We start from the raw sequence: 21,253 nt of genomic DNA on the forward strand, positions 1-21,253 counted from the left end.
TATTCAAATAAGGAGACGAGATATATGAACACAACTCAAAATTCTAACGATGCTGTTTCTTTTATCTACGAATGTCTTGTTGATAATCCAACGAACGTTTAACGAATGTGAATTTATACATTCAATATAAGCCAATAGCTTTAGTTACAAATAACTGTTGGCCATTGATTAATAAAAAGCGGTGCTCAAATCTCTAGATAAAAATTTGAACACCGTTTTTTTCGTTTATAGAGGCTACTCAATCTGAACTTCAAAATTTTTTTAAGCGTAATTCAACTCAAAATCACTGTTTTCGTAGTAATGGAGTTTCGTTGCAAACAGGTAATTGCTGACCAATCCTAATCCAATTGGTAACACAAGAAACATAATGGTTACCAAAATTATCGAGCCAGCTGTAACTTGTTCCATCCCGTTAAGTGCGGCAACAGGTCCGATTAATCCGGAGAAACCAAAGCCAGCACTCATTGCAGTTCCTTGAATATTCAAGACAGCCCCGAGGCCACCCAAAATTCCAGCGTTAATCATAATTGGCACAATTAATTTTGGGCGTGACATAATGTTTGCCATTTGCATCTTTGGTGATCCCAAGAAGTGGGCCAAGGAAGTCCCTACTGAGTTTACTTTCCACCCATAGATTGCCAAGGCAAATCCCGCTGCAACAATCCCTAAGTTTGCTGAACCAGCTGCCACGCCATGAATACTGATAGCTGCAGCAATACCGACCGATGAAATTGGTGAAATAATTAAAAGTGCAAAAACAATTCCTAATAAAACACCCATCAGTAATGGCTGTAAACTGGTTAATTGCATAATTCCAATACCGAGAAGTTTTGTAATCCCACTAACGGGACCCAACGTTAAAATCCCAATTCCGCCGGCAATCACCAGCACTAAAGTTGGAATTAATAAAATCGTGTAAGCTTTTAGCCGTTTGCCTAATAACAAAATCAGCACGTAACCAATCATAATGGTGATCGCAATATTGATCACATCTCCTGTACCGCTCACTAAAAATCCGTTGGTACCGACTTTAAAATTGCCAGCTCCCATCACCGCGGCTAAGGCAATTGAAGTGGTTTGAATCGGTGAAAATTTAGCCAGCATCCCAACGCACACTGCACTCACTGCTGGTAACAATACCATCGCGGCATTCGTCATCATCATAATACTACTGCCCGCTGGAAATACTGGTAATAGGGCAGTTAACAATTGATTCAATAACACGCTTGGGACTAACGCCACAATAATTCCAATTGATAATCCGTTTAAGGTATTCATCACAACTTCTTTACTAATTTTCTTGGTTTTAATCTGATCCATATCGACCACTCCTCGTATTATGTGTTAGTTGACAGTTGATAACGCCTGTTTTGCTGCATAGTCTTGAATACGACTAATTGCCTTTTTTAAATCTTCCGTGCTAGCTGCATAGCTAATTCGGACGTAGCCTTCACCACCAGGACCAAACGAAGCTCCCGGAATCACAGCCACTTTTGCTTTTTTAGCCAAATCGTAACAGAACTTCCAACTATCTTGATTCAAAGTTGCTGGAATTTTGGCAAATAGGTAGAATGCCCCGTTAGGACTCGCACAGGTGAACCCGGCTTTAGTCAGACCTTCTAATAATAAATCACGCCGGGTTTGATAAACGGCGCGCATTTTCTGCCCATCATCCATCCCGTTTTCAAACGCTTCTTGAGCCGCAGCTTGGGCGTTTGTGGTTGCCGAAGTAATCGCAAATTGATGCACTTTGCCGATTTGAGTAATCACATCCGCTGGTCCACACAACAATCCAATTCGCCAACCGGTCATCGCGTGTGACTTGGAAACGCCGTTTAAAACAAGGGTTTGTTCTGGCAAAATGGTCCCCATTGAAACGTGGGTTCCTTCATAAGTTAGCTCACTATATATTTCGTCACTAATGACAAAAATATCGTATTTAGCAATAACGGCCGCGATTTTTTCGAGATCCTCACGTTGATAGGTTACGCCGGTTGGATTATTAGGAAAGTTAAGGACAACGGCCTTTACCGTATCCTTATTTGCTTCAATCGCGGCAGCCAACTTCTCTGGTGAAAGAATAAATCCATTATCGGAGGTATCCACGAAGATTGGCTTGGCACCATTTAACATCGTAATCGGAATATACAATGGGAAAATTGGCGTTGGCACAATTACCGTATCGCCCGCATTCAAAATTGCAGTTAACGACGAATAAATGGCTTCGGTGGCACCCGTTGTGACTAGGATTTGCGACTCTGGTTTGTAATCCAATGCATACTTTTGTTTCAAAAAGTTGGCAGCTGCTTTACGCAATCCTAACGTCCCCCGCGAATTAGTATAGTGGCTTTCATTATTTTCAATACTTCGAATTGCAGCAGCTTTAACGTGCTCCGGTGTATTAAAATCAGGTTCCCCTAACGTCAGTTTGACAATATCGGGAATCTCCGCAATTTCCTGATTAAACGCCAAAATATCTGAAGGCTTTAACTCTGCTAACTCTTTTTTCATGTGACCAATCAATTTACTCATGTCTCTTCCTCCTCATAAAATATAAAAACCCTTCCCAGTCACGATTAATGACTGAAAAGGGTTCAGTAACACTTTTATACCCCCGCACAGTCATTTACGTGATCTGTGCGGCCGGTTTTAGTTCACTCTAAAACGCTTTTGGCTCCCACAAATCACACATGGAAAAACCAAAAGTAATAACGACTGCTATTCAATTGAGTTTGTGGTTTAATTTTCATAATTAAAACTCCCTTGAATTGAAGATGTGTTTTTATCATACCATTTTAATTCTTTTAATCAAGCTATAATTTAAATTTTTTTCGATAAACTACCATTTGCTTGGATTCCAAGTTCGACCATCAACCTCACCCTGACTTTGAATTAAACGTTTTTGCTGCTCTTCAACTAAATCAAGTAAGGCTAGATAAAAGGCCCGATCCTCATACTGTTTACTCATTTTCGATAACTCTTTTAATTGTGCTTCTACCCATTCATTGGTATCCAATTTACTCATCCTCGTCATCTTTGATCATTGAAAGTGTCCAACCCAATTCTTCCAAATCTTCCCGATTATCCTGAATGGCCGTCAAAATCTGTGTTAATTTTTGCGAATCAGGTGAATCTGCTAGTTTTTGTTTGAGTTGATCTTCAAACCATAACTCACGTCCATGAAAATTTTGAAATTCAGCATTGGTAATATATTGTTGATAATCAATGACCAACCGTTGTTTCGCCGTCTCAGTTAAATAAGCAAACTGAAAGATTGAAAACGGAGGTAAATAAGTCATACCAGCTTTATTTGCCAACGCTTGGTAAGAACGTAGAAATTCCGACAAGGTGAATTGTTCCTCCCCACCAGCTACAAAACCACGCTGAGAATCACCAGTAGAAACGACAATGCCCAGTTCTTTTTTAGCTAGTGCACGTTGAGTTCCGTAAACAAAATTACGGGTTAGCACCTCATCTTCCCACTGTTTTAAAACAGCCGGTGCGCTATACCAATACAATGGAAATTGAAAAATAATCCGATCATGTTTTTGTAGCAAAGCCTGTTCAGCAGCCACATCAAAATGAGGTTGGGTCACGTCCAATACATGCCACGTCACATCTTCCATTTTAGTGAGACTAGTTTTTAGGAATTTTTGAGTTCCAGACTCAATCAATTTTGGATGAGCCACAATAATTAAAGTTTTCACGCTTATATCCCTCTTGTTTAAAATAACTTAATTTGCCGTTTTTCATAGGCTGTCCACAGTTTCTTTTGCAGTGTCGGCCATGCCATCGTCGCCAGTTTCTCGACAGGGACCACCTGACCAGCAAAATGACTCAAGTCTGGTTGATTCTGAAGTTCAGCACTTACTAATGTGACGTGCCACTTTTGATGTGTAAACGTGTGATTTACAATCGGTGCATCCACGAATTGAAGGTCAGCTTTAATTTCAGTGTCGGCCAGAAATTTATTTTCAGCGGCTTCGATAACCATGTCATCAGTCAAATCAGAATTCTCCACTTTTAACTGATCTGTATCTATCAGCGGAAATAGCCACAACTTGGCTAGTAGTTCATTGCTGGCACGTTGCTGAAAAAGGTAACCTTTAGGGGTTTGCAAAACTAACGCAAAGTAGTGTTTATCAACTGGTTTCAAGCGTTTCGAACGGACTGGAAATTCAGCCACACGCCCATCTATGTACGCCTGATTAAATTCTCGAACTGGTGAATGGACATTATCTGGATTCTTGGCTGTCATAAAGCTCGCGCCCAAATCCATAATAGCCTGATTAAAATCACCTGGCCGATCAGCAGGTATAATGTGGCGAATTGCATCCTCAAATATACCACGCGTTTGCGGTTTCGTAATGTCTGCTTCAATTTCTAAAAGTTGAGAAAATACCCGAAACGCATTGCCGTCCACTGCGGGTTCCGGTTGATTAAACGCAATACTCGCAATGGCACCCGCCGTGTATGGTCCAATCCCAACGAGTTCCTGTAATTCGGCTTTAGTTTGCGGCCACTGACCGTCATAATCTGCCAATAGTTGTTGAGCGGCTCGCTGCATATTGCGCACCCGGGAATAGTAGCCCAGGCCTTCCCATGCTTTCAGTAATTGATCTTCGGGCGCTTGCGCCAGCGCTTCAATCGTTGGAAACTGCTTCATAAAACGTTGATAATACGGAATTACCGTAGCTACCTGTGTTTGTTGGAGCATGATTTCTGAAACCCAAATGTGATAAGGTTCATGATCTTGACGCCAGGGAAGGTCACGGCAATTGGCATCATACCAATTTAGTAAGGTGACTCGAAACTCTTTAATTTTTTTATCTGACCATTTAATCATTTTGAAGATTCCTCACAGCTTTTCTGCCTGTTTTTAAAAGTTGTTCATTAATAAATTCCGAAGTGAATCGTTGCAATGGCGTCACAGTATGGCGGCGATTAAATGGCATTTTTTCAACTTCGATTACGGTCACAAACAAATTATTTTCTGTTAAAAATACTTGTCCATTTCGCTTAAACTTGCCTTTAGTATGTTTGCCTGTTCGCCAATCATGAGGTTTTACCTGACCGGACTCGTCTGTTTTAAACTCATAGTTACCAGAACGATTTTTAACCACTGGGATTCCAGTATATCGATAAACTTCATATTTGTCTTTCAAGTCGTTTTGTCCTCCATTTAGGTTCAGTTCAAAATATACACTAAATTCAAAAATTTTAACAATCACCAAAACCACCTTGTACGAAAAAAATGAATATGCTACACTTTTATTATCATTTACACGGAAAGGAGCACGTTTATGTCAGTCATTTCAACATCTAATCATCTTGCTGACTACCTCGATTTTTTGGGGATCGTTTGTGCGGAATCGTACATTTTGAAGGCTAACGGGACCAGTCTGTCCATTTTTAACCCTCAATCTAACTATGCGACCGTTCAAATGCGTGCTTAATTATGAGCCACAATTGAATTTCTTTAAGGCGGGTCGTACTTTCGACTCGCCTTTTTTGATGGTCGCTACACACTTATAGGAGTGACATCATGGAAACTAAATTTTCAAATCATTTATCAGTTAAACGCACCATCCACGCCAACTATCATTATAGTTTTTGGGCATTTTTTAGCATTACCAGCCTCTGGGTCATTTATTTGACCCAACATGGCATGAGCTTAATTCAAGTCGGTCTCCTTGAAAGCATCTTTCACGTTGCCAGTCTTTTATTTGAAGTACCATCTGGGACGTTGGCCGATCGCTTTTCCTACAAAACAGTTTTAATTATGGGTCGGATCATGGCAATCCTATCTGGATTTCTCTTTTTATCGGGAGCCGGCTTTTGGTGGTTTGCGCTAGCGTTTATCATTCAAGCATTTTCTTATAATTTGAACTCTGGCACCAACGAAGCCCTCATTTTTGAGACTCTCAAGACCGACCATTTAGAGAAACACTATCTCAAAATCACAGCCAATCTCAACGCCATTTATGAACTGGCTGACATGTTGGGACTGATTGTCGCCGGATTCTTTGTGCATTGGCATTTCGAACTAACCTACGTCATTTATATTTTTACGTCTCTTTTGGCCATTATTGCAATTTTGCGAATGCAAGAACCTCATTCTTCAACAACTAGCGAAACCGACTCACCGACAAGCTTTGCCACAATCCTGAAAACTAGCTGGCAGTTTATGACTAGTCATCCCGTCACTACTGGTTTAATGCTGTTTCTGGCCTGCTATGAGGCAATTGGCACTACCTACTTTTTTTATTTTCAAACCCTCATGACCTACTACCATTTTTCGGGATGGCAAATTAGTATGATCATTGTGATTGCCGCCTGCTTTAACATTTTGGGTGCCAAAAGTGCACCGACACTGGAAAATCACTGGTCGAAACGCCGGCTCATTGTTGGTCTGGTCTGTTTAATGATTGTCGGCCTCTTACTCAGTATTTTTCAACACATCCTTATTTTAACCGGCTGTTTTGTCCTAATTGGCTTGGTAACCGCAGTGGTAGAACCAATTTTCAATGATTTTTTACAACAACAAATTCCATCAAACGCACGTGCCACCTTACTCAGCGTTATGAGCATGATGTTTAGCCTAGTTATGATTGCACTGTTTCCGGTTGTGGGTGCCTTAATCACTTGGCTGCAGTTTGGGACAACATTTTTCATCATCGGTATTTGTCTTTTGTTTATTGGATTAATTATATATGCTGACCATTTTATGAAAGTATAGAAAAAAGAATTAGCGAAAATAACACATTTTCGTTAATTCTTTTATTTAATTTGAGCAACTTTACAAGCCGTTCAATATTCAATTTTTACTTCAATAACTTCTCAGCTGCAGCCTTTAAGTCGGAATCATTCATGTCTTCCCACTTTGCGGCCTGCTCAGATGTTGCATCGGTATTATGATTGTTGCTATCCATGACTTTGTCCCACATTGCATCACGCAATGGAGTTGCATCGTCACTCCAGTCAAAAATATCTTTGGTTGCCGTGTCTAAAAGCGCGGTTTTTTCTACATAAGCTGTTGCTGCCATATCAAAAACCTCCAATTATATTTTTGGGTGAAGCACAGTAATCTTTCAGTAGCCACCAAGTACCACTTCCGGCTTGCTGTGTAGTCTGTCTTAGTTTAGAATACCCCAACACCCTTGTTATAACACTAATTTTGAAAACTGGCGTAAAAAAGCACTTTTTATTTTCAACTCTCTCAAAAAAGGGGTAACCGCTCCGTTCCCGGAATGCGTTTACCCCTTTTCATTTAATTACGCTTTGATCGCATCATCATCAAACAATGGTGTATCAATTGTTTCGATATACTTAGCAGCTTGTGGTTTGGCATATAATTCTTCGTCATCTTTCACGAATAATTTCAAACCTGCTAATTGTGTCATTGCAGTTTTTACTGCGGGGGCCTCTAACCCTTCATTCACATACTTCAACTTAATGTGACGTACCTTGCCGAGACTGCTTACGAATTCCATATCTAATTGTTTCATATTTGGATCCTCCTTGATTTTTGATGTACATAGTAGTTTTTGAGCGGGATTTTTTTATTTTTAGTTGTTTACAATTTTTTCTGTAGTTGTGACAGTTGCAAAATCAAATTTATCGTTTGAAACTGCTTCAAGAACGCTGCCTAAGCCTTTGATCTGATCGTCAGTGACAGTTTCTGGCATATTAGCGAAACTTCGTTTGAGACCTTCTTCATGACCTTCACCTGACATTGTTACTGCAATAGCAGTCTTTAACCAATTCTTTTCCATTTTGATACCCTCCAAGTTTTCTTTTCATTTTAGTAAGTGTCGCGACGGCTTACATATACTAATAACGTTTCAGGATGCCAAATGTAAACAAAAAAATTAAAAAAAGTGAAAAATTACCTGTTTTGATTCTGAACATAGCGTACTGCGTGGGGTTCCCCCCCCTTACGGTCTTCGCCTGCTGCTTTCCGCTGAGCCTTAGGACAGCTCGAGAAAGCAAAAAAGGACCCATAAGAAAACCTCCCGCGGGATTGCGATCCCGCATCCGGTTCTTCGCCTGCCTTTTTCCGCCGAGCCTTAGGACAGCTCGGCAAAACAAAAGGGAAAATATAAGCCTGCCTACTGCGGGGAGTCCCCCGCTTACGGCACGCTTATATTCTCCCTTTTATCGTTTTGCCTCGCTCACTTTTATCTAAACGGGTCATAAAATCTTCCCGCATTCAGCTTAAACAAACAAATCCCAATCACAACCACCAACGCAATCACCATCAACGCCGCAAAGTCACTTCTCTTCATCGGCTTTTCCGCATACCAACTGCGCTTCTTCAACTTTCCAAATCGACGCAATTCCATCGCCTGACTTATCGTCTCAATCCGATCCAAACTCGTAAATATCAACGGCAACAATATCTGTGCCGCCGCCTTCACCCTATGCGTCAACTTTCCCTTTTTAGAAATCTCATTTCCACGCGCCTGCTGGGCCTTACTAATCTGACGATAATCATTCTGCACATCCGGAATATACCTCAATGCCAATGACACCGCATAACTAATCCGATACGAAACCCCAATTCTATTCAAACTCGATGAAAATTCACTCGGATTCGTCGTCATCAAAAACACCAACGCCAACGGCACCGTAAAAATATACTTCAAAAACAAATTAAACTCGTAAAACAGCTGCTCCCACGTCAAATTGTACGGGCCCACTCCCTGCCAAATCACATGCTCCGACCCATACAAATGCACACCATACTGCGGTCCAAATATATACACTGCAATTAGATTCAACACTGAAAACGCCGTAATAAAGCTCAATATAAAAGAAACTTCATGAAATTTAATCCCAGACAGCCGAAATAACGCCAATGAACCAATCGTCAACACCAGTAAAAAACGAGTGTCAAAGCTCACCATTCCAATCACGGATAACGCAATCAAACCAATTAATTTGGTTGTTCCAGTCAAATGATCCACAAAGTTATCACGTTGTTTATAACCAATCAAAACATTGTTATTCATTCGTCTGAACCACCTTTTCTTGATTGATAAAGCTCGCAATCAAAGCTTCTGGATCAACTTTGATCCGTTGCGCCAATGTAAACAAACTCGTTTCCACTAATGACGCCTGTTTCAAGAGATCCAAATTTGCGAAGAGTTTCATCGGCTGATCATCATAAGCAATCACACCGTTATTTAGCACCACAACGCGATCTGTATATTCCATCATTAAATGCATATCATGGGTAATAAAAATCACCGAAATACCAATTTGACGATTTAAGTCACGAATAAATGTCATCATCTCTGTATAATGTTGCCAATCTTGACCCGCGGTTGGTTCATCTAAAATCAGTAGCTCCGGATTCAAAACCAAAATTGCGGCAATCGTGACCCGCTTTTTCTGACCAAAACTCAACGCCGAGATTGGCCAATGACGAAACTCAAACAAGCCGCAAACCTTGAACGTTTCAGCAACGCGCCTTTCAATTTCATCTGGAGCAACTGCCCGCAAAGTCAGGCCTAGCGCCACTTCCTCAGAAACAGTATTCTTTGAAATCATCATGTTAGGATCCTGCAAGACATACCCAATATGATCGGCACGTTCTTTAATCGACGCCTCATTAATCGAATGACCATTCAAAACCAAATCACCCGAGCTTTGGTGAAGAAAGCCAGTAATAATGTTACTTAATGTCGTTTTACCAACGCCATTGCGACCTACTAGGCTCACCATTTCACCCGCATTAATGTTTAAGTTTAATTTATTTAAAACTTGTTTCGAATCATAACTAAATGAAATATTATTAGCTTGTAGCATCGGTTTAACATCCATTGTTTGGACTCGAGCCTGTTGTGGTTTAACCCAGGCCTGTAATGCACTGATCGTACTTGCCGACAATGCTACTTTACCCACACTATCCACATCAGCCACCTGAGTTAGATCGATTCCCGCGTATTTTAACGCAGACAAATACAAGGGTTCACGTAATCCCAGTTTAGCTAAAATACCACTTTTCAAAATTGTATTTGGCGTGTCATTGGCGACCAGTTTTCCCTGATCAATTAAGATAATCCGATCAACCGGCCGATATAAAACATCTTCAATCCGGTGCTCAATAATAACCGTGGTTGTTGCTCCATTTTTTTGCATATCATCAATTAACTCAATCGATTCCCGTCCCGCAATCGGATCTAAACTGGCCAGTGGCTCGTCAAATAAAAGGATTTTACCTTCATCCACTAAAACACCAGCCATTGAAACCCGTTGTTTTTGGCCACCGGAGATTTCTTGAGGATGATTATTCAAAATTGCGGGGATTTTCAGCTGTTTCGCCCAATCCTTCGCTTTTTGTTTTAAAACCGACTGATCCTCGGCATCATTTTCCAATGCAAACGCAATATCTTCAGCCACCGTCAATCCCACAAATTGGGTATCTGGATCCTGCAAAACTGTCCCGACACGCAAAGAAAGGTCAAAGATCGTTTGATCCGTGACCGATTCCCCGTTTATGAAAATTTTACCGCTTAGTTCTCCGGGATAAGCTGACGGAATCAAACCGTTCATCAGCCGACTAATCGTGGTTTTTCCTGAACCCGACGCCCCGGCAATCAACACCTTTTCACCAGGATAAATATCAAAACTCAGATGATGGAGCGTCGGTTCCGACTGACTTTGATACTGAAAGCTCACATCCTGAAAGCTAATAATTGGTTTCTTCATAAAATTAAGACTCTTTCTTTAAACTGCCTTTCTTGGAACGGGTCCGTGCGTAAGCAACCAACAAAATGGTTCCTAAAATTCCAACTGAAAGCGCATTGCAAATAATTGACGTAATTCCTTGTAAATAAACTTTGGAAGCTGGTTCAGAATAAACGAGCACATCACCAGTTGGTGCAATTATACCCCAGACCAAGATGCTAATGACGATTTGGTAAACGTTGAAAAGCACTAATTTACGCGCCGTTAAATCACCGTTTTCAATGTTTAAATATTTTTTAGTTAAACCAAATAAAATACCATAGATGCCATCGGCCACGATCCAAGTCCACCATGGTTCGCCCCAAGTTAAGTCATTAAACATATGCCCTAAAAAGGCAATCAGTCCACCCGCAACGGGACCAAAAATTGCACCCATTAAAGCTAAAAATCCGTAAGCCAAATTAACATTCGTGTCTGGAACACCAGTTGGAATTGGAATATAACGCATTAAAACGAAGAAAATTGCCGTTCCGATTCCGATTGCCACAACCGTTCTAACTGAAATACCTTGTTTTTTGTTCATAAGTCTCTCTCCCTTATACCCAAAATAGTTTTTAAATTTTGTTTCCTAAGTATAAAAAAACGCCTTTACTTCAATTTGAAGTAAAGGACGTTTGACCGCGGTGCCACCTTTATTTGAACGCAAAAACGTTCATCTCGATTCATAAGGATTTTTACACCCGCAGCTTAAAGTTTAATTTCACTGCAATGCTCCCAGACCATTTTCGGCACAGCTTCATTACTAGTTTTCACTATCCTAGCTCTCTTTAAAATCCGCTTTGTTCCTACTTATCTGTTCACAGCATTTTTTAATATTCTGAATAGCTTTGATAATACTCCAAAACGAACTTTATGGCAAGACCCTTCTATAAAAATACGGATTAAATTTTTATGTTACACAAAACACTCCAAATTGTACAGTGACCCAGAACCTTTAAATATGCTTAATCAAAAGAACGCATGATTCAAGCTCACTGAACAGCTTTTTTATTGTTTTTCAACACGACGAATCTCCCAACTAGCTATCCCCGTTTTACGCATATAAACATTTAAATCTTGATTTTTTACTACTGTAACGTAATATGCATTCTCGTCAGAGCCCCCTTGAAAATCCGAGGTATCATTAACTCTATCTTTGCTAGACAGACTTCTTAAAAAGATATATGTATCCTGATTATTAGCAACAGCTTTCATTTGCTTGTAATTTTTTCCCCTAATCATACTATTCATCTTAGAATTCACTTGATTAACGGTATACATATCAGAATTTAAATATATGTATGCAACCACGCCACATATGATAAGAACTAACACTCCAAATATTGACAACCATCTTTTCTTCTTCATATACACCCCTCCACTATGAAGATAACACATTTCTTAATAACATAAGAACAATTATTCTGTGAAGTTGACTAAGATATGCACTTTTGATCTTGTGTTTTGACTTAAAAAAATAGCAAATTGGGAGTCCAGAGACGACCTTTTTGTAAAGTGAACCCCCAGTATTGGATTTTGGTCCAATACTGGGGGTTCGCATCAATCATTCGTTATTTCATAAAATATATTTTAATTAAGCATTTTTACCAATTGTCTTACGACGCGTAACTTTCTTTGCAGCTTCAACATCTGAGTCTTTGAAACCAAATGCCCATGTGCAGGCAAAAGCGACAACTAAAGTCACAATCGTTGCGATCCAGAAATTAATCTGGTTACTAATTCCACCACCAAATTTAGCAGGTGTAAAGAATGATGGGAACCCAATAATTGAACCCGTGAACCCATACATATTAACGTTTAGTAATCCAGTTACCAAACCACCGGCAGCAGCCCCAATGTTAGCCGTCAAGAACGCTCGGCCATATTTCAAGTTAATACCATAAATAGAAGGTTCAGTAATTCCGACGAAGGCTGAAATCGCTGCAGCACCAGAAAGCTCTTTAACTGAAGCAATCTTTGATTTGATCATAATTGCTAATACAGCAGCACCTTGAGCCACCATGGTCATTGACACAATTGCATTTAAATAACTGTACCCTTTAGAAGCGATATCGTTAGCAATTAGCGGTACAATCGCCCAATGCAATCCGAAAATAACCAAAATCTGATAGAAACCACCGATTAACAACCCGGCAATTGGGTAATTGAACTTCAATACAGCATCTAAAACTACGGAAATTCCAGTACTGATTAAAGTGATAATCGGGCCCACGACAATCATGATCAAAGCAGACACAATCATGACTTCAAATAATGGTACGAAGATCATTTGGAGAATTTGTGGAATCCATTTCTTCAACCAAATTTCAATATAATGTGCCATCCATGCTCCCGCAATGATGGGAAAAATGCTATAGGTATAATTTACCAAATGGATTGGTAAGCCAAACAAATTTGTGTTCAAAGCCATTCCTAACAAATGTCCTGTTACTTTTGTGCCAGTGGCAATTGAGAATAATGAAGGATAAATTAATACGCCACCAATAATAGCCATAATCACAGGATTAGCTTTCAACCGTTGAGCGGCCGTAAACCCAACAATGACCGGTAAGAAGTAAAAGGCCGAATCACCCATGGCAGAAATAATCACATAAGTTTGTGAAGTCACGGTTGTCCAGTTAAAGTAAACTGCCATCTGTAGTAGTCCTTTTAAGATACCACTAGCAGCCAACAACCCAATAACTGGCATCATGGAACCGGTAATAACACCAATTAACGAATCAAACCCATCCTTAACTTTTTGTGTGAAGCTCCGATTATCTGGTTCCTTCGCAGCAGCTTCTGTCTCTGCAACAGCTGCTGCAGTAGCATCAGGATCCGCGAATTCTTGACCTAACTGTGCAATAACTGCGTCATAAACATCGCTCACAGCTGCGCCAATTACTACCTGATATTGGCCTTGTGCATGCCGAACCGAAATAACCCCATCCAAATTTTGAATGACATCATCTTTAGCAAGACTTTCATCTTTTAAATAAAACCGAAGACGTGTAATACAATGAATCAAACTTTTGACGTTACTCTTGCCACCAACATTTTCAATAATGTCGGAAGCAAGTTTTGTGTAGTCCTTTGCCATTTTAAAAACCTCCCCTAATTTTTAACAGTTACTGAACCAACTTGTGATTTTGCTGTTGTATCACCAGCTGTTAGATCTAAATGATCTAACTTATCAGCCGAATTTGTGATGACAACAATGATCACATCATCAAGTCCGGCATCCCTAACCTGATCCAAATCCATGGTGGCAATTGCATCACCACCGTTGACAATATCCCCAACTTTGACGCTGATGGTAAATGGTGCGCCTTTTAAATCAACAGTATCGACACCCATATGAACCAAAACCTCAAGTCCATTGGCCATTTTGATTCCTAGAGCATGCTTTGTACTGGCAACCATCGTGACAGTACCTGCAACTGGGCTCACAATGCGGCCATCACTAGGCTTCACTCCTAGCCCTTCGCCCATTGCTTTTTGTGCAAACACCGGATCACTGACTTCACTAAGGTCAATTACCTTTCCTGTAACCGGAGCATAGATGGTGTTATCCTCAGCGACCTTCTTCTTTTTTCCAAATCCAAACATTTGTATCCCTCCCATCTGGATAATTACTTTTTAGTTTTATAAAGCGTTTTCTTAACAACAGAGTCATCATACAACTTGTATATACAGGATGTCAACTATCTTGCTTTATTTTTATTTAACTCCACTATTAGTGTATGTTCACACATTGATAGTAGAAAATTTTCCTTTACAACTTGTCTATACTAGTTTAAATGTGGTAGAATGGAAGCGCTTTAGGAGGCGAGCAGTTATGCGAAACAAATTTGGTGCCATCTATCACGATTTAGCTAACAAAATTATTCATCACATCTATCCTGTGGGAACATACCTGCCTAGTGAAACTCAATTAGCCGAATTATATGGAACATCTCGAGAAACGATTCGAAAAGCTTTGGCTGAACTGCTGACAAACGGTTTCATTCAAAAAATCCGTGGCAAAGGTTCGGTTGTTTTAAACCTACAGCGTTTCAACTTTCCAGTATCCGGAATTACATCTTATAAGGAATTAAATAATTCATTACACATGCATTCAAAAACTGAAGTGCTGTGCATTGAAGATCAGCATGTGCCCCTTGAAAATTTCGATTATCAATCTGATCAAAACTTACCCGCCACATTCGTCGAGCGTTTGCGGACAATTGATGATAATCCAATCGTTCTCGACCGCGACTACGTTTTAAAGTCTGTGGTTCCCAATATCTCACACGCTGTTGCAGCAGATTCTTTGTATAATTATTTTGAAAATAAACTAGGGTTGATCATTAGTTACGCCACCAAAACGATTACTGTGGAACATCCTTCAAAGGAGGTCGCACGTTTGCTGGCATTAGGCGACCATCAAGACGTAGTGGTCGTTCGCAGTCAGACCTATTTGGAAGACACCACGCTGTTTGAATTTACCGAATCAATTCATCGACCCGACAAGTTTAATTTTGTTGATTTTGCTCGTCGTCAAAAAATTAATTAAGGGAGTGTACTGAAAATGACTTTTCAAGATAAAGTAATCTATCAAATTTATCCAAAATCTTTTTATGATAGTGATGGCGATGGTATCGGTGATTTACGTGGTATTATTGCCAAAATTAGTTACCTTAAAAAATTGAACATTGATATGATCTGGTTCAATCCTTTTTTTGTTTCACCACAAAACGATAATGGTTATGATATTGCTGATTATTATAAAGTCGACCCTACTTTTGGCACCATGGCGGACTTTGAAGAGTTAGCGGCCAAATTGAAGGAAGCCCACATCGGCATCATGCTAGATATGGTTTTAAATCACACTTCCACCGATCATGAGTGGTTCCAAAAAGCTTTGGCCGGCGATAAAAAGTATCAGGCTTTTTATTATCTTCGCGATCCAAAACCAAATGGCGATTTACCAACCAACTGGGAATCTAAATTTGGCGGCCCCGCCTGGGGAAAATTTGGCAACACGGGAAAATACTATTTACACCTCTACGATCCTACGCAAGCAGATCTCGATTGGCATAATCCTGAAGTTCGACAAGAGCTTTATAAAGTAATCAATTTTTGGCGAGCAAAGGGCGTTCATGGTTTTCGTTTTGATGTCATCAATGTCACTGGTAAAGAAACTAAATTAGTTGACGCCCCTACTGACGTTGCCAGCAAGACGCTTTACACTGATACGCCTGTTGTTCAAGACTATCTTAAAGAAATGAATACAGCTAGTTTTGGACAAGACCCCGATGCCATCACGGTCGGCGAAATGTCTTCAACGTCCATTGCCAACAGTGTGCAATACACCTTACCAGCCAACCATGAATTAACGATGGTTTTTACTTTCCATCATCTAAAAGTCGATTATGCCAATGGCGAAAAATGGACAAAGGCACCATTTGATTTTATGAAACTCAAGCAGATTTTGAACGACTGGCAAATTGGCATGGCAAAGGGTGGCGGCTGGAACGCGCTTTTTTGGAATAATCATGACCAGCCACGTGCGCTTAATCGATTTGGCGATCCGGTCCATTATCGAGCAAAATCCGCCGAAATGTTAGCGACCACCATGCATTTGTTGCGAGGAACTCCTTATATTTATATGGGTGAAGAAATTGGGATGAGCGATCCAGACTATACCTCAATGGCAGATTACGTTGATATTGAATGTAAGAATGCCTACAAAGAACTCTTGGCAGCAGGAAAATCCGCCACAGAAGCCTTTGAAATTGTAAAAACTAAGTCTCGCGATAACAGTCGAACACCCATGCAATGGGACAATTCAGAATATGCCGGTTTTTCAACTCACAAACCTTGGTTGATGCCCACTAACCAGGCAGAAGTGAATGTAAAAGACGAATTAGTAACTGGCGAAATCTTTGCTTACTATCAAAAATTAATCAAATTACGCAAAACACAACCCATTATCTCACTTGGTGATTTTAAGCCTCTGTTAGAAAATGATCCGCAGGTTTTTGCGTACTTAAGAGATTATAAAGGTCAAACACTAGTAGTTTTGAATAATTTTTATGGCAAATCAACCACTGTTCAATTACCAGATTCATTAGCTAATCGGAGTGGTAAAATATTAATTTCAAACTACCCAGAGCAGACAACGGTTGGACCCAAAATTGAGCTTAAACCTTATCAATCAACTGCTCTTCTATTGAATTAAATACTCATTTCCCCAATAAAAAGCGTGTCAACAACAGGTAACTGCGGTTTGACACGCTTTTATTTTATGATAAAAATTTAATTTCCAAACAAATCATCCACATAATTGACAATAATCCAATTTCGAAGACAGCCGATAGTCTTGATTCACCTGTCGCTGGTAATACTCCTTTACTACTTTTTGTACCTCGTTTTGGTTTATCAGCCAGCTTTTTAGTTTGAACCGAATTACTTTTCGAACTAGAAATAGCTTTAACAAAAGCCTGTAAATTTTCCTTCTTTAAGGCCTGTTTAGCGGTTGAATTCAAAGCAATTTTGCCTTGCGACACCTTTGCCACACCATGCGTTGTAAATGACTGCCTTTTGTACTGATTACCATTAATTAAAGAGGTGGTGATTGTCTTTTGAGCGCCAACTCGATAAACAAGGTACTGGTTTTGGCCTAGCTTAAAAATTTGACCATGACCGAAACTCTTTGTGACGACCTTTGTGCTCAGAACTTTCTTTGCCTTATTTTGAAGTGTCACCTGTAGCTTATGCTTGTTGATCATCAAGGTTGTTAAAATATCGCCATTCGGCCACGTCTGAACAACTTGAGTAGGTGATGTGCCAAATTCTTCTGAAACTTCAGATTTCATACCATTTTTAACAGTCGTCATAATACTAGTCACGTGACCACTCGGACTGGTCATTGACCCATCCGTTTGATAATTTTTACCGTTTCCTATTCTTTGAATAAGCACATAACCTGACGGCAAAATTGTGATTTTCGTACGTGTCCTTTTGGCAGAAATAGTTTCGACAGTTCGCCCCCGTTTAACCGTTTTAAGCTGTTTGAAACCAGATATCACATATTTGTTTTTGGTGGTTCCCACTCGATAAACCCCGTCATTACCGACAATGACAGCAACTTTTTCGCCATTTGGATACGTTTGAATCACGTTGACTAAGTTGCCTAATATAATCCCCGAAACGGTTATCGATTTATCTGAACCAATCACAATATCATTCATCGTTTTCGTGTAGCGTAATGTAATTGTCTGATTTTTCAGAGGATATAAACCAGTTAGTACAGATGGACTACTGATAAATGTTTCCTTGCCTGATTTTAAAGTCTTAATCTTATAAATGTTGCCATAATATCCAGTAATTGACCGATTACGATTCTTCCCCGTATTAAGGTTGTTACCCAAGTTATCAATATCACGGATTGATAATCTTATTTTCACACCTTGATACTTAAAAACAACTGGCGCATTTTCAGCAGCGTATTTCCCCGTTACATTCCGTTTCGTTTTTAGTTGGTAGCCCTTAATTGTTTTTTGTAAACCTGTGACGTTATACTTGGCGCCAACCTTACCTGTCAAAACTTTTTGGGTCGCAATTTCTTTATTATTTTGATTCACATATTTAACCGTAATTTTTGCGTTTGAAACTGCCTTATCCATCGTTGGAGTGGCGCTACTAGATTGCTTAGCGATACTTGAGGCATTGGAACTCGATGAATTTTTTAGCGAACTTGTGCTTGCAGAACTGCCCGTATTAACTTGAGCATGGACCGGTATTGAAATCATGAAAAAGCTCAAGATTGCTATTTCTATAATCCAAATTTTTAGAACCTGTCCCCTTTTAAACATAAAACTCACCCGCCTTTCTAAAACGGAGATTTGTTTGTTTAACCTATTTAGTTGTCTACAAATTTGTTGATATTCACGATAATACTTGCCACATAATGAAAAGCAATCGCTAAGAACCAAACCACGATAACTTCTATTAAAAAATCTGGTTTAAATAACCGAACATGCTGTGCTAAAACAGAATTCAAAATTTGAAGGCCAATCACTGTACCCGACAAGAGCCAAAAACTAAAAGACATTCTTTGAAAATGTTTTTCCAATGTCGTCTTCCGAAGGTGAAAGTAGTCTTTTAAACACATCGTAAACTGATTCATTATATAAAGAAGCACCACGTACTGAATAATAAGAATGGCACAATATCCAATCGCAAATAGGTAGCTCGTGTGAAGTCCGCTAATGCTAACACTAAAATCAAAAGGATTTGAAAGTTGGTACATTTCTGGAATCATTTTAAACGAATGCTGGATATCCGCTGTTAAGTAATCCCAAATACCACTGACTTTGCGCCATCCTATTATGAAGGTTACAAATTCCAAAATCCCAAAAATTTCTAATATATACTTATCATATTTGCTATGCACGTGATCACCCCCTTTTAAAGTAATTTGGTATAAATCAAGAAACCATACGCGACAAATGCAAAATTACGCGATTGTTTCATAAAATTCGGCCTGATTTTCACCAAAATATTTAGCCTTTGTTGTACATTTAGATTGCTATTATAATTTTTAAAAAATCTGGTCCTTTTTTCAACATCTCAACCGTAACAATTCGCATTAAATTTTTTAAATTAATAATGATCTCATTTTTCTACCAATCATAACTATAGTTACCAACAGTCGAAAAATAAAAAACGCCGATACGTTGAATCTTAATATTAATATTCCCGACCCCCGAAATTTCAACGTTAGGTCGTCGTGGTGTCACCGTCGTTAGACCATTCGTTTGCAATGCATCATTATTTTTTGATGTTAATTGAACTTCAGTTTTGATAGCGGTGTTCGGATCTGAATAGCCATTAATGGCAAAACGAGCACTTATTTCCGGTGACAATAAACAAAGAACGAAAATCACGATAAGCCCTAAAGCAACTTGATTAACCGCTTTAACTGGTCGATCCCGATTACAAATAATAACAGCCAAGTATGCATCACAAACAAGTACTGACACAACACTAAACATACTAACTGAAAGCAGATAAATAGGTGGCATCGACGTTACACTAGCCAAAATCATCCAAATTAGAGCGACAAGATTCAATTTACGACTTCTAAACAACGTCATCAGCAATAAAATGGTAACTCCTATAATTGGCGCAAATGACAAGGCCATCATCCCCATAAACATGGTAGGAAAACTAACGCCAGAATACAAAATTGCCGATCGTAATCCCCACAAAATATTCAGTCCGAGCCAAACGCCCAGATACATTAAAAATTTAAAATAACGATTTTGCATCAGCCTCATCTTCCTCATATTATGTAAACCGGTTCCATTTAACTAAATATTAGCACTTCACACCAGTAAAACAACTAAAAACTAGACAATCTAAAAACTGCTCATCCCTATTAAGATGAACAGTTCTACATGTTTTTCATGAATGGCGGTTAGCCAGCGCCAAAATAAACACTGTACTTAAAATTAGCACCGTTCCGATCGTTTCCATGATACCAAATATTAAGTTTAAAAATATCACTGAAACAATTGTCGCCGATAAAGGTTCGAACGCGTCTAGCAGTCCCGTTGCAGTTGCTGAAATATACGCCAAACTGGCCAAATAAATGAAATAAGCAATTACCGAGCCAAAGACGACAATAAATAGATAGCCCGCCCATCCGGCAACGTCAAACTTAGGAACATCGCGCCAAACTGGTTGAACGAAATTAAACAATATGCCACCCACTACCATAGACCACGCAGAAACCGTCATTGAGCCATATTGATCAAGAATCTTTTCTGGGAGCAACACATATGCAGCGGCTGCGACACCAGTCACCACACCCCAAAAGAAAGCTGCCGGTGAGATTGTGAGTTTGGTCGGGTTTCCTCCTGTAATTAATAGAAATGTCCCTACTAAAGCAGCAACGATAGCCCAAACATCACCGCGCCGAGGAACTTTTTTATAGCGCACAATCGTAAAAATCACAATAAACACGGGTGATAGAAATTGGAGAATGGTGGCCGTTGCAGCGTTACCAACCGCAACGGCTTTATAATAAACTGCCTGCATCGCGGTCATCCCAAAAATGGTAAAAATCACCAAATGTATAATAGCTGTTTTATCACGCCAAATGGTAAATAATTTTGGCCTTTCTTTGGGCTGTGTCAGACCAAAAGCCAGCAACATGATGCCACCGAAGAGCATTTTTGAGCCGATTAACCATCCCAATTTTAAATCGTAATTGGTAAATAATAGCTGCGCAATAGGACCAGAAATTCCCCAACAAATGGCCCCAATTGACGCGTATAAAATTCCCCGTGTTGACCCACTCATGATATCTCCCCCGCATTCGCACGTATTCACTGAAAACTCAGTTTCTGTTTTCCATTATCTGACTATTAGAAAATTAACGCAATGGGGATTTGAGATGAATCAAATAGTGAAAATTACTAGAAATCAAAGGAGCGCGTATAAGGATGACTCACAGCAGGATTTCGAT

At 39.6% G+C, this 21,253-nt stretch carries 23 protein-coding genes and 1 other annotated feature; of the genes, 4 read left to right on the top strand and 19 right to left on the bottom strand.

Annotated elements, in window-relative coordinates; all coding sequences use genetic code 11:
• Positions 1–261: 261 nt before the first annotated feature.
• The 6 genes from DD627_RS04820 to DD627_RS04845 form a co-directional block, all read right to left on the bottom strand.
• Entirely contained in the window at positions 262–1,320 is a 1,059-nt protein-coding gene (locus tag DD627_RS04820) for a PTS sugar transporter subunit IIC (protein ID WP_057784210.1), read from the bottom strand.
• A 24-nt stretch (positions 1,321–1,344) separates the two neighbouring features.
• On the bottom strand, positions 1,345–2,532 hold the full coding sequence (locus DD627_RS04825; protein WP_068806728.1) for an aminotransferase class I/II-fold pyridoxal phosphate-dependent enzyme: 1,188 nt from the start codon (positions 2,530–2,532) through the stop codon (positions 1,345–1,347).
• A 307-nt stretch (positions 2,533–2,839) separates the two neighbouring features.
• A complete protein-coding gene (locus DD627_RS04830; RefSeq protein ID WP_068806733.1) occupies positions 2,840–3,025 on the bottom strand; it encodes a hypothetical protein in 186 nt (61 codons plus the stop codon).
• Positions 3,018–3,707, bottom strand: a complete 690-nt coding sequence (locus tag DD627_RS04835) for an NAD(P)H-dependent oxidoreductase (RefSeq protein ID WP_260274288.1) — start codon at positions 3,705–3,707, stop codon at positions 3,018–3,020. Before DD627_RS04835 ends, DD627_RS04830 begins: the two co-directional genes overlap by 8 nt.
• Before the next feature lie 17 nt (positions 3,708–3,724).
• A complete protein-coding gene (mutY, locus tag DD627_RS04840) occupies positions 3,725–4,846 on the bottom strand; it encodes an A/G-specific adenine glycosylase (protein WP_260274287.1) in 1,122 nt (373 codons plus the stop codon).
• Positions 4,839–5,165, bottom strand: coding sequence for a DUF7671 family protein (locus DD627_RS04845; RefSeq protein WP_057784216.1), 327 nt, complete (start codon positions 5,163–5,165; stop codon positions 4,839–4,841). Before DD627_RS04845 ends, mutY begins: the two co-directional genes overlap by 8 nt.
• A gap of 138 nt (positions 5,166–5,303) precedes the next feature.
• On the opposite strand from DD627_RS04845, the gene DD627_RS04850 reads away from it, so the two are divergent.
• Both DD627_RS04850 and DD627_RS04855 read left to right on the top strand, forming a co-directional pair.
• Positions 5,304–5,456 carry a hypothetical protein gene (locus DD627_RS04850; protein ID WP_157077524.1) on the top strand — a complete coding sequence of 51 codons (153 nt, stop codon included), beginning with the start codon at positions 5,304–5,306 and terminating at the stop codon, positions 5,454–5,456.
• An 89-nt stretch (positions 5,457–5,545) separates the two neighbouring features.
• Positions 5,546–6,739 (top strand): MFS transporter, encoded by a 1,194-nt coding sequence (locus DD627_RS04855; RefSeq protein ID WP_260274286.1) that lies wholly within the window; start codon positions 5,546–5,548, stop codon positions 6,737–6,739.
• Positions 6,740–6,824: 85 nt separating this feature from the next.
• Here DD627_RS04855 and DD627_RS04860 read toward each other — a convergent pair whose 3' ends face one another.
• From DD627_RS04860 to DD627_RS04900, 9 genes are all read right to left on the bottom strand, one after another.
• Positions 6,825–7,046 carry a P8 family protein gene (locus DD627_RS04860; protein ID WP_057784201.1) on the bottom strand — a complete coding sequence of 74 codons (222 nt, stop codon included), beginning with the start codon at positions 7,044–7,046 and terminating at the stop codon, positions 6,825–6,827.
• A 228-nt stretch (positions 7,047–7,274) separates the two neighbouring features.
• Positions 7,275–7,508: a DUF2922 domain-containing protein gene (locus DD627_RS04865; protein WP_057784200.1), complete on the bottom strand. Its 234-nt coding sequence runs from the start codon at positions 7,506–7,508 to the stop codon at positions 7,275–7,277.
• 60 nt (positions 7,509–7,568) lie between these two features.
• Positions 7,569–7,775, bottom strand: coding sequence for a DUF1659 domain-containing protein (locus tag DD627_RS04870; protein WP_057784198.1), 207 nt, complete (start codon positions 7,773–7,775; stop codon positions 7,569–7,571).
• Between the two features lie 405 nt (positions 7,776–8,180).
• Complete coding sequence (locus DD627_RS04875) at positions 8,181–9,014, bottom strand: energy-coupling factor transporter transmembrane component T family protein (RefSeq protein ID WP_057784194.1); 834 nt, start codon at positions 9,012–9,014, stop codon at positions 8,181–8,183.
• Positions 9,007–10,716, bottom strand: coding sequence for an ABC transporter ATP-binding protein (locus DD627_RS04880; protein WP_260274285.1), 1,710 nt, complete (start codon positions 10,714–10,716; stop codon positions 9,007–9,009). Before DD627_RS04880 ends, DD627_RS04875 begins: the two co-directional genes overlap by 8 nt.
• A gap of 4 nt (positions 10,717–10,720) precedes the next feature.
• Positions 10,721–11,278, bottom strand: a complete 558-nt coding sequence (locus DD627_RS04885) for an ECF-type riboflavin transporter substrate-binding protein (protein WP_057784190.1) — start codon at positions 11,276–11,278, stop codon at positions 10,721–10,723.
• 80 nt (positions 11,279–11,358) lie between these two features.
• Positions 11,359–11,565 (bottom strand) — a binding site (T-box leader).
• 177 nt (positions 11,566–11,742) lie between these two features.
• Positions 11,743–12,102 carry a hypothetical protein gene (locus DD627_RS04890; protein WP_068806745.1) on the bottom strand — a complete coding sequence of 120 codons (360 nt, stop codon included), beginning with the start codon at positions 12,100–12,102 and terminating at the stop codon, positions 11,743–11,745.
• A 226-nt stretch (positions 12,103–12,328) separates the two neighbouring features.
• Positions 12,329–13,834, bottom strand: a complete 1,506-nt coding sequence (locus tag DD627_RS04895; RefSeq protein WP_260274284.1) for a PTS transporter subunit EIIC — start codon at positions 13,832–13,834, stop codon at positions 12,329–12,331.
• A gap of 14 nt (positions 13,835–13,848) precedes the next feature.
• The gene (locus tag DD627_RS04900; RefSeq protein ID WP_057784183.1) at positions 13,849–14,343 is read right to left on the bottom strand and encodes a PTS sugar transporter subunit IIA; all 495 of its coding nucleotides are present in this window, start codon (positions 14,341–14,343) and stop codon (positions 13,849–13,851) included.
• Between the two features lie 229 nt (positions 14,344–14,572).
• On the opposite strand from DD627_RS04900, the gene treR reads away from it, so the two are divergent.
• Together treR and treC are read left to right on the top strand one after the other, a co-directional pair.
• On the top strand, positions 14,573–15,289 hold the full coding sequence (gene treR, locus DD627_RS04905; RefSeq protein ID WP_057784181.1) for a trehalose operon repressor: 717 nt from the start codon (positions 14,573–14,575) through the stop codon (positions 15,287–15,289).
• A gap of 15 nt (positions 15,290–15,304) precedes the next feature.
• Positions 15,305–16,957 carry an alpha,alpha-phosphotrehalase gene (gene treC, locus DD627_RS04910; protein WP_057784179.1) on the top strand — a complete coding sequence of 551 codons (1,653 nt, stop codon included), beginning with the start codon at positions 15,305–15,307 and terminating at the stop codon, positions 16,955–16,957.
• 64 nt (positions 16,958–17,021) lie between these two features.
• On the opposite strand, the gene DD627_RS04915 is transcribed toward treC, so the two are convergent.
• The 4 genes from DD627_RS04915 to DD627_RS04930 all read right to left on the bottom strand — a co-directional run bounded on the left by DD627_RS04915 (position 17,022) and on the right by DD627_RS04930 (position 21,087).
• A complete protein-coding gene (locus DD627_RS04915; RefSeq protein WP_260274283.1) occupies positions 17,022–18,530 on the bottom strand; it encodes a MucBP domain-containing protein in 1,509 nt (502 codons plus the stop codon).
• A gap of 110 nt (positions 18,531–18,640) precedes the next feature.
• Entirely contained in the window at positions 18,641–19,174 is a 534-nt protein-coding gene (locus DD627_RS04920) for a hypothetical protein (protein ID WP_057784175.1), read from the bottom strand.
• Positions 19,175–19,403: 229 nt separating this feature from the next.
• Positions 19,404–20,051: a hypothetical protein gene (locus DD627_RS04925; protein WP_260267281.1), complete on the bottom strand. Its 648-nt coding sequence runs from the start codon at positions 20,049–20,051 to the stop codon at positions 19,404–19,406.
• Positions 20,052–20,187: 136 nt separating this feature from the next.
• Positions 20,188–21,087: a DMT family transporter gene (locus DD627_RS04930; protein ID WP_260274282.1), complete on the bottom strand. Its 900-nt coding sequence runs from the start codon at positions 21,085–21,087 to the stop codon at positions 20,188–20,190.
• Positions 21,088–21,253: the final 166 nt, after the last annotated feature.

Origin of the sequence: Pediococcus sp. (genome assembly GCF_003533255.1) — a bacterium.
Classification (GTDB): Bacteria; Bacillota; Bacilli; order Lactobacillales; family Lactobacillaceae; genus Pediococcus; species Pediococcus parvulus.

Coding starts and splice junctions, on each gene's coding strand:
- DD627_RS04820 (WP_057784210.1), bottom strand. CDS start 1,320: ATGGATCAGATTAAAACCAAGAAAATTAGTAAAGAAGTTGTGATGAAT.
- DD627_RS04825 (WP_068806728.1), bottom strand. CDS start 2,532: ATGAGTAAATTGATTGGTCACATGAAAAAAGAGTTAGCAGAGTTAAAG.
- DD627_RS04830 (WP_068806733.1), bottom strand. CDS start 3,025: ATGAGTAAATTGGATACCAATGAATGGGTAGAAGCACAATTAAAAGAG.
- mutY (WP_260274287.1), bottom strand. CDS start 4,846: ATGATTAAATGGTCAGATAAAAAAATTAAAGAGTTTCGAGTCACCTTA.
- DD627_RS04850 (WP_157077524.1), top strand. CDS start 5,304: ATGTCAGTCATTTCAACATCTAATCATCTTGCTGACTACCTCGATTTT.
- DD627_RS04855 (WP_260274286.1), top strand. CDS start 5,546: ATGGAAACTAAATTTTCAAATCATTTATCAGTTAAACGCACCATCCAC.
- DD627_RS04860 (WP_057784201.1), bottom strand. CDS start 7,046: ATGGCAGCAACAGCTTATGTAGAAAAAACCGCGCTTTTAGACACGGCA.
- DD627_RS04865 (WP_057784200.1), bottom strand. CDS start 7,508: ATGAAACAATTAGATATGGAATTCGTAAGCAGTCTCGGCAAGGTACGT.
- DD627_RS04870 (WP_057784198.1), bottom strand. CDS start 7,775: ATGGAAAAGAATTGGTTAAAGACTGCTATTGCAGTAACAATGTCAGGT.
- DD627_RS04875 (WP_057784194.1), bottom strand. CDS start 9,014: ATGAATAACAATGTTTTGATTGGTTATAAACAACGTGATAACTTTGTG.
- DD627_RS04880 (WP_260274285.1), bottom strand. CDS start 10,716: ATGAAGAAACCAATTATTAGCTTTCAGGATGTGAGCTTTCAGTATCAA.
- DD627_RS04885 (WP_057784190.1), bottom strand. CDS start 11,278: ATGAACAAAAAACAAGGTATTTCAGTTAGAACGGTTGTGGCAATCGGA.
- DD627_RS04890 (WP_068806745.1), bottom strand. CDS start 12,102: ATGAAGAAGAAAAGATGGTTGTCAATATTTGGAGTGTTAGTTCTTATC.
- DD627_RS04895 (WP_260274284.1), bottom strand. CDS start 13,834: ATGGCAAAGGACTACACAAAACTTGCTTCCGACATTATTGAAAATGTT.
- DD627_RS04900 (WP_057784183.1), bottom strand. CDS start 14,343: ATGTTTGGATTTGGAAAAAAGAAGAAGGTCGCTGAGGATAACACCATC.
- treR (WP_057784181.1), top strand. CDS start 14,573: ATGCGAAACAAATTTGGTGCCATCTATCACGATTTAGCTAACAAAATT.
- treC (WP_057784179.1), top strand. CDS start 15,305: ATGACTTTTCAAGATAAAGTAATCTATCAAATTTATCCAAAATCTTTT.
- DD627_RS04915 (WP_260274283.1), bottom strand. CDS start 18,530: ATGATTTCAATACCGGTCCATGCTCAAGTTAATACGGGCAGTTCTGCA.
- DD627_RS04925 (WP_260267281.1), bottom strand. CDS start 20,051: ATGCAAAATCGTTATTTTAAATTTTTAATGTATCTGGGCGTTTGGCTC.
- DD627_RS04930 (WP_260274282.1), bottom strand. CDS start 21,087: ATGAGTGGGTCAACACGGGGAATTTTATACGCGTCAATTGGGGCCATT.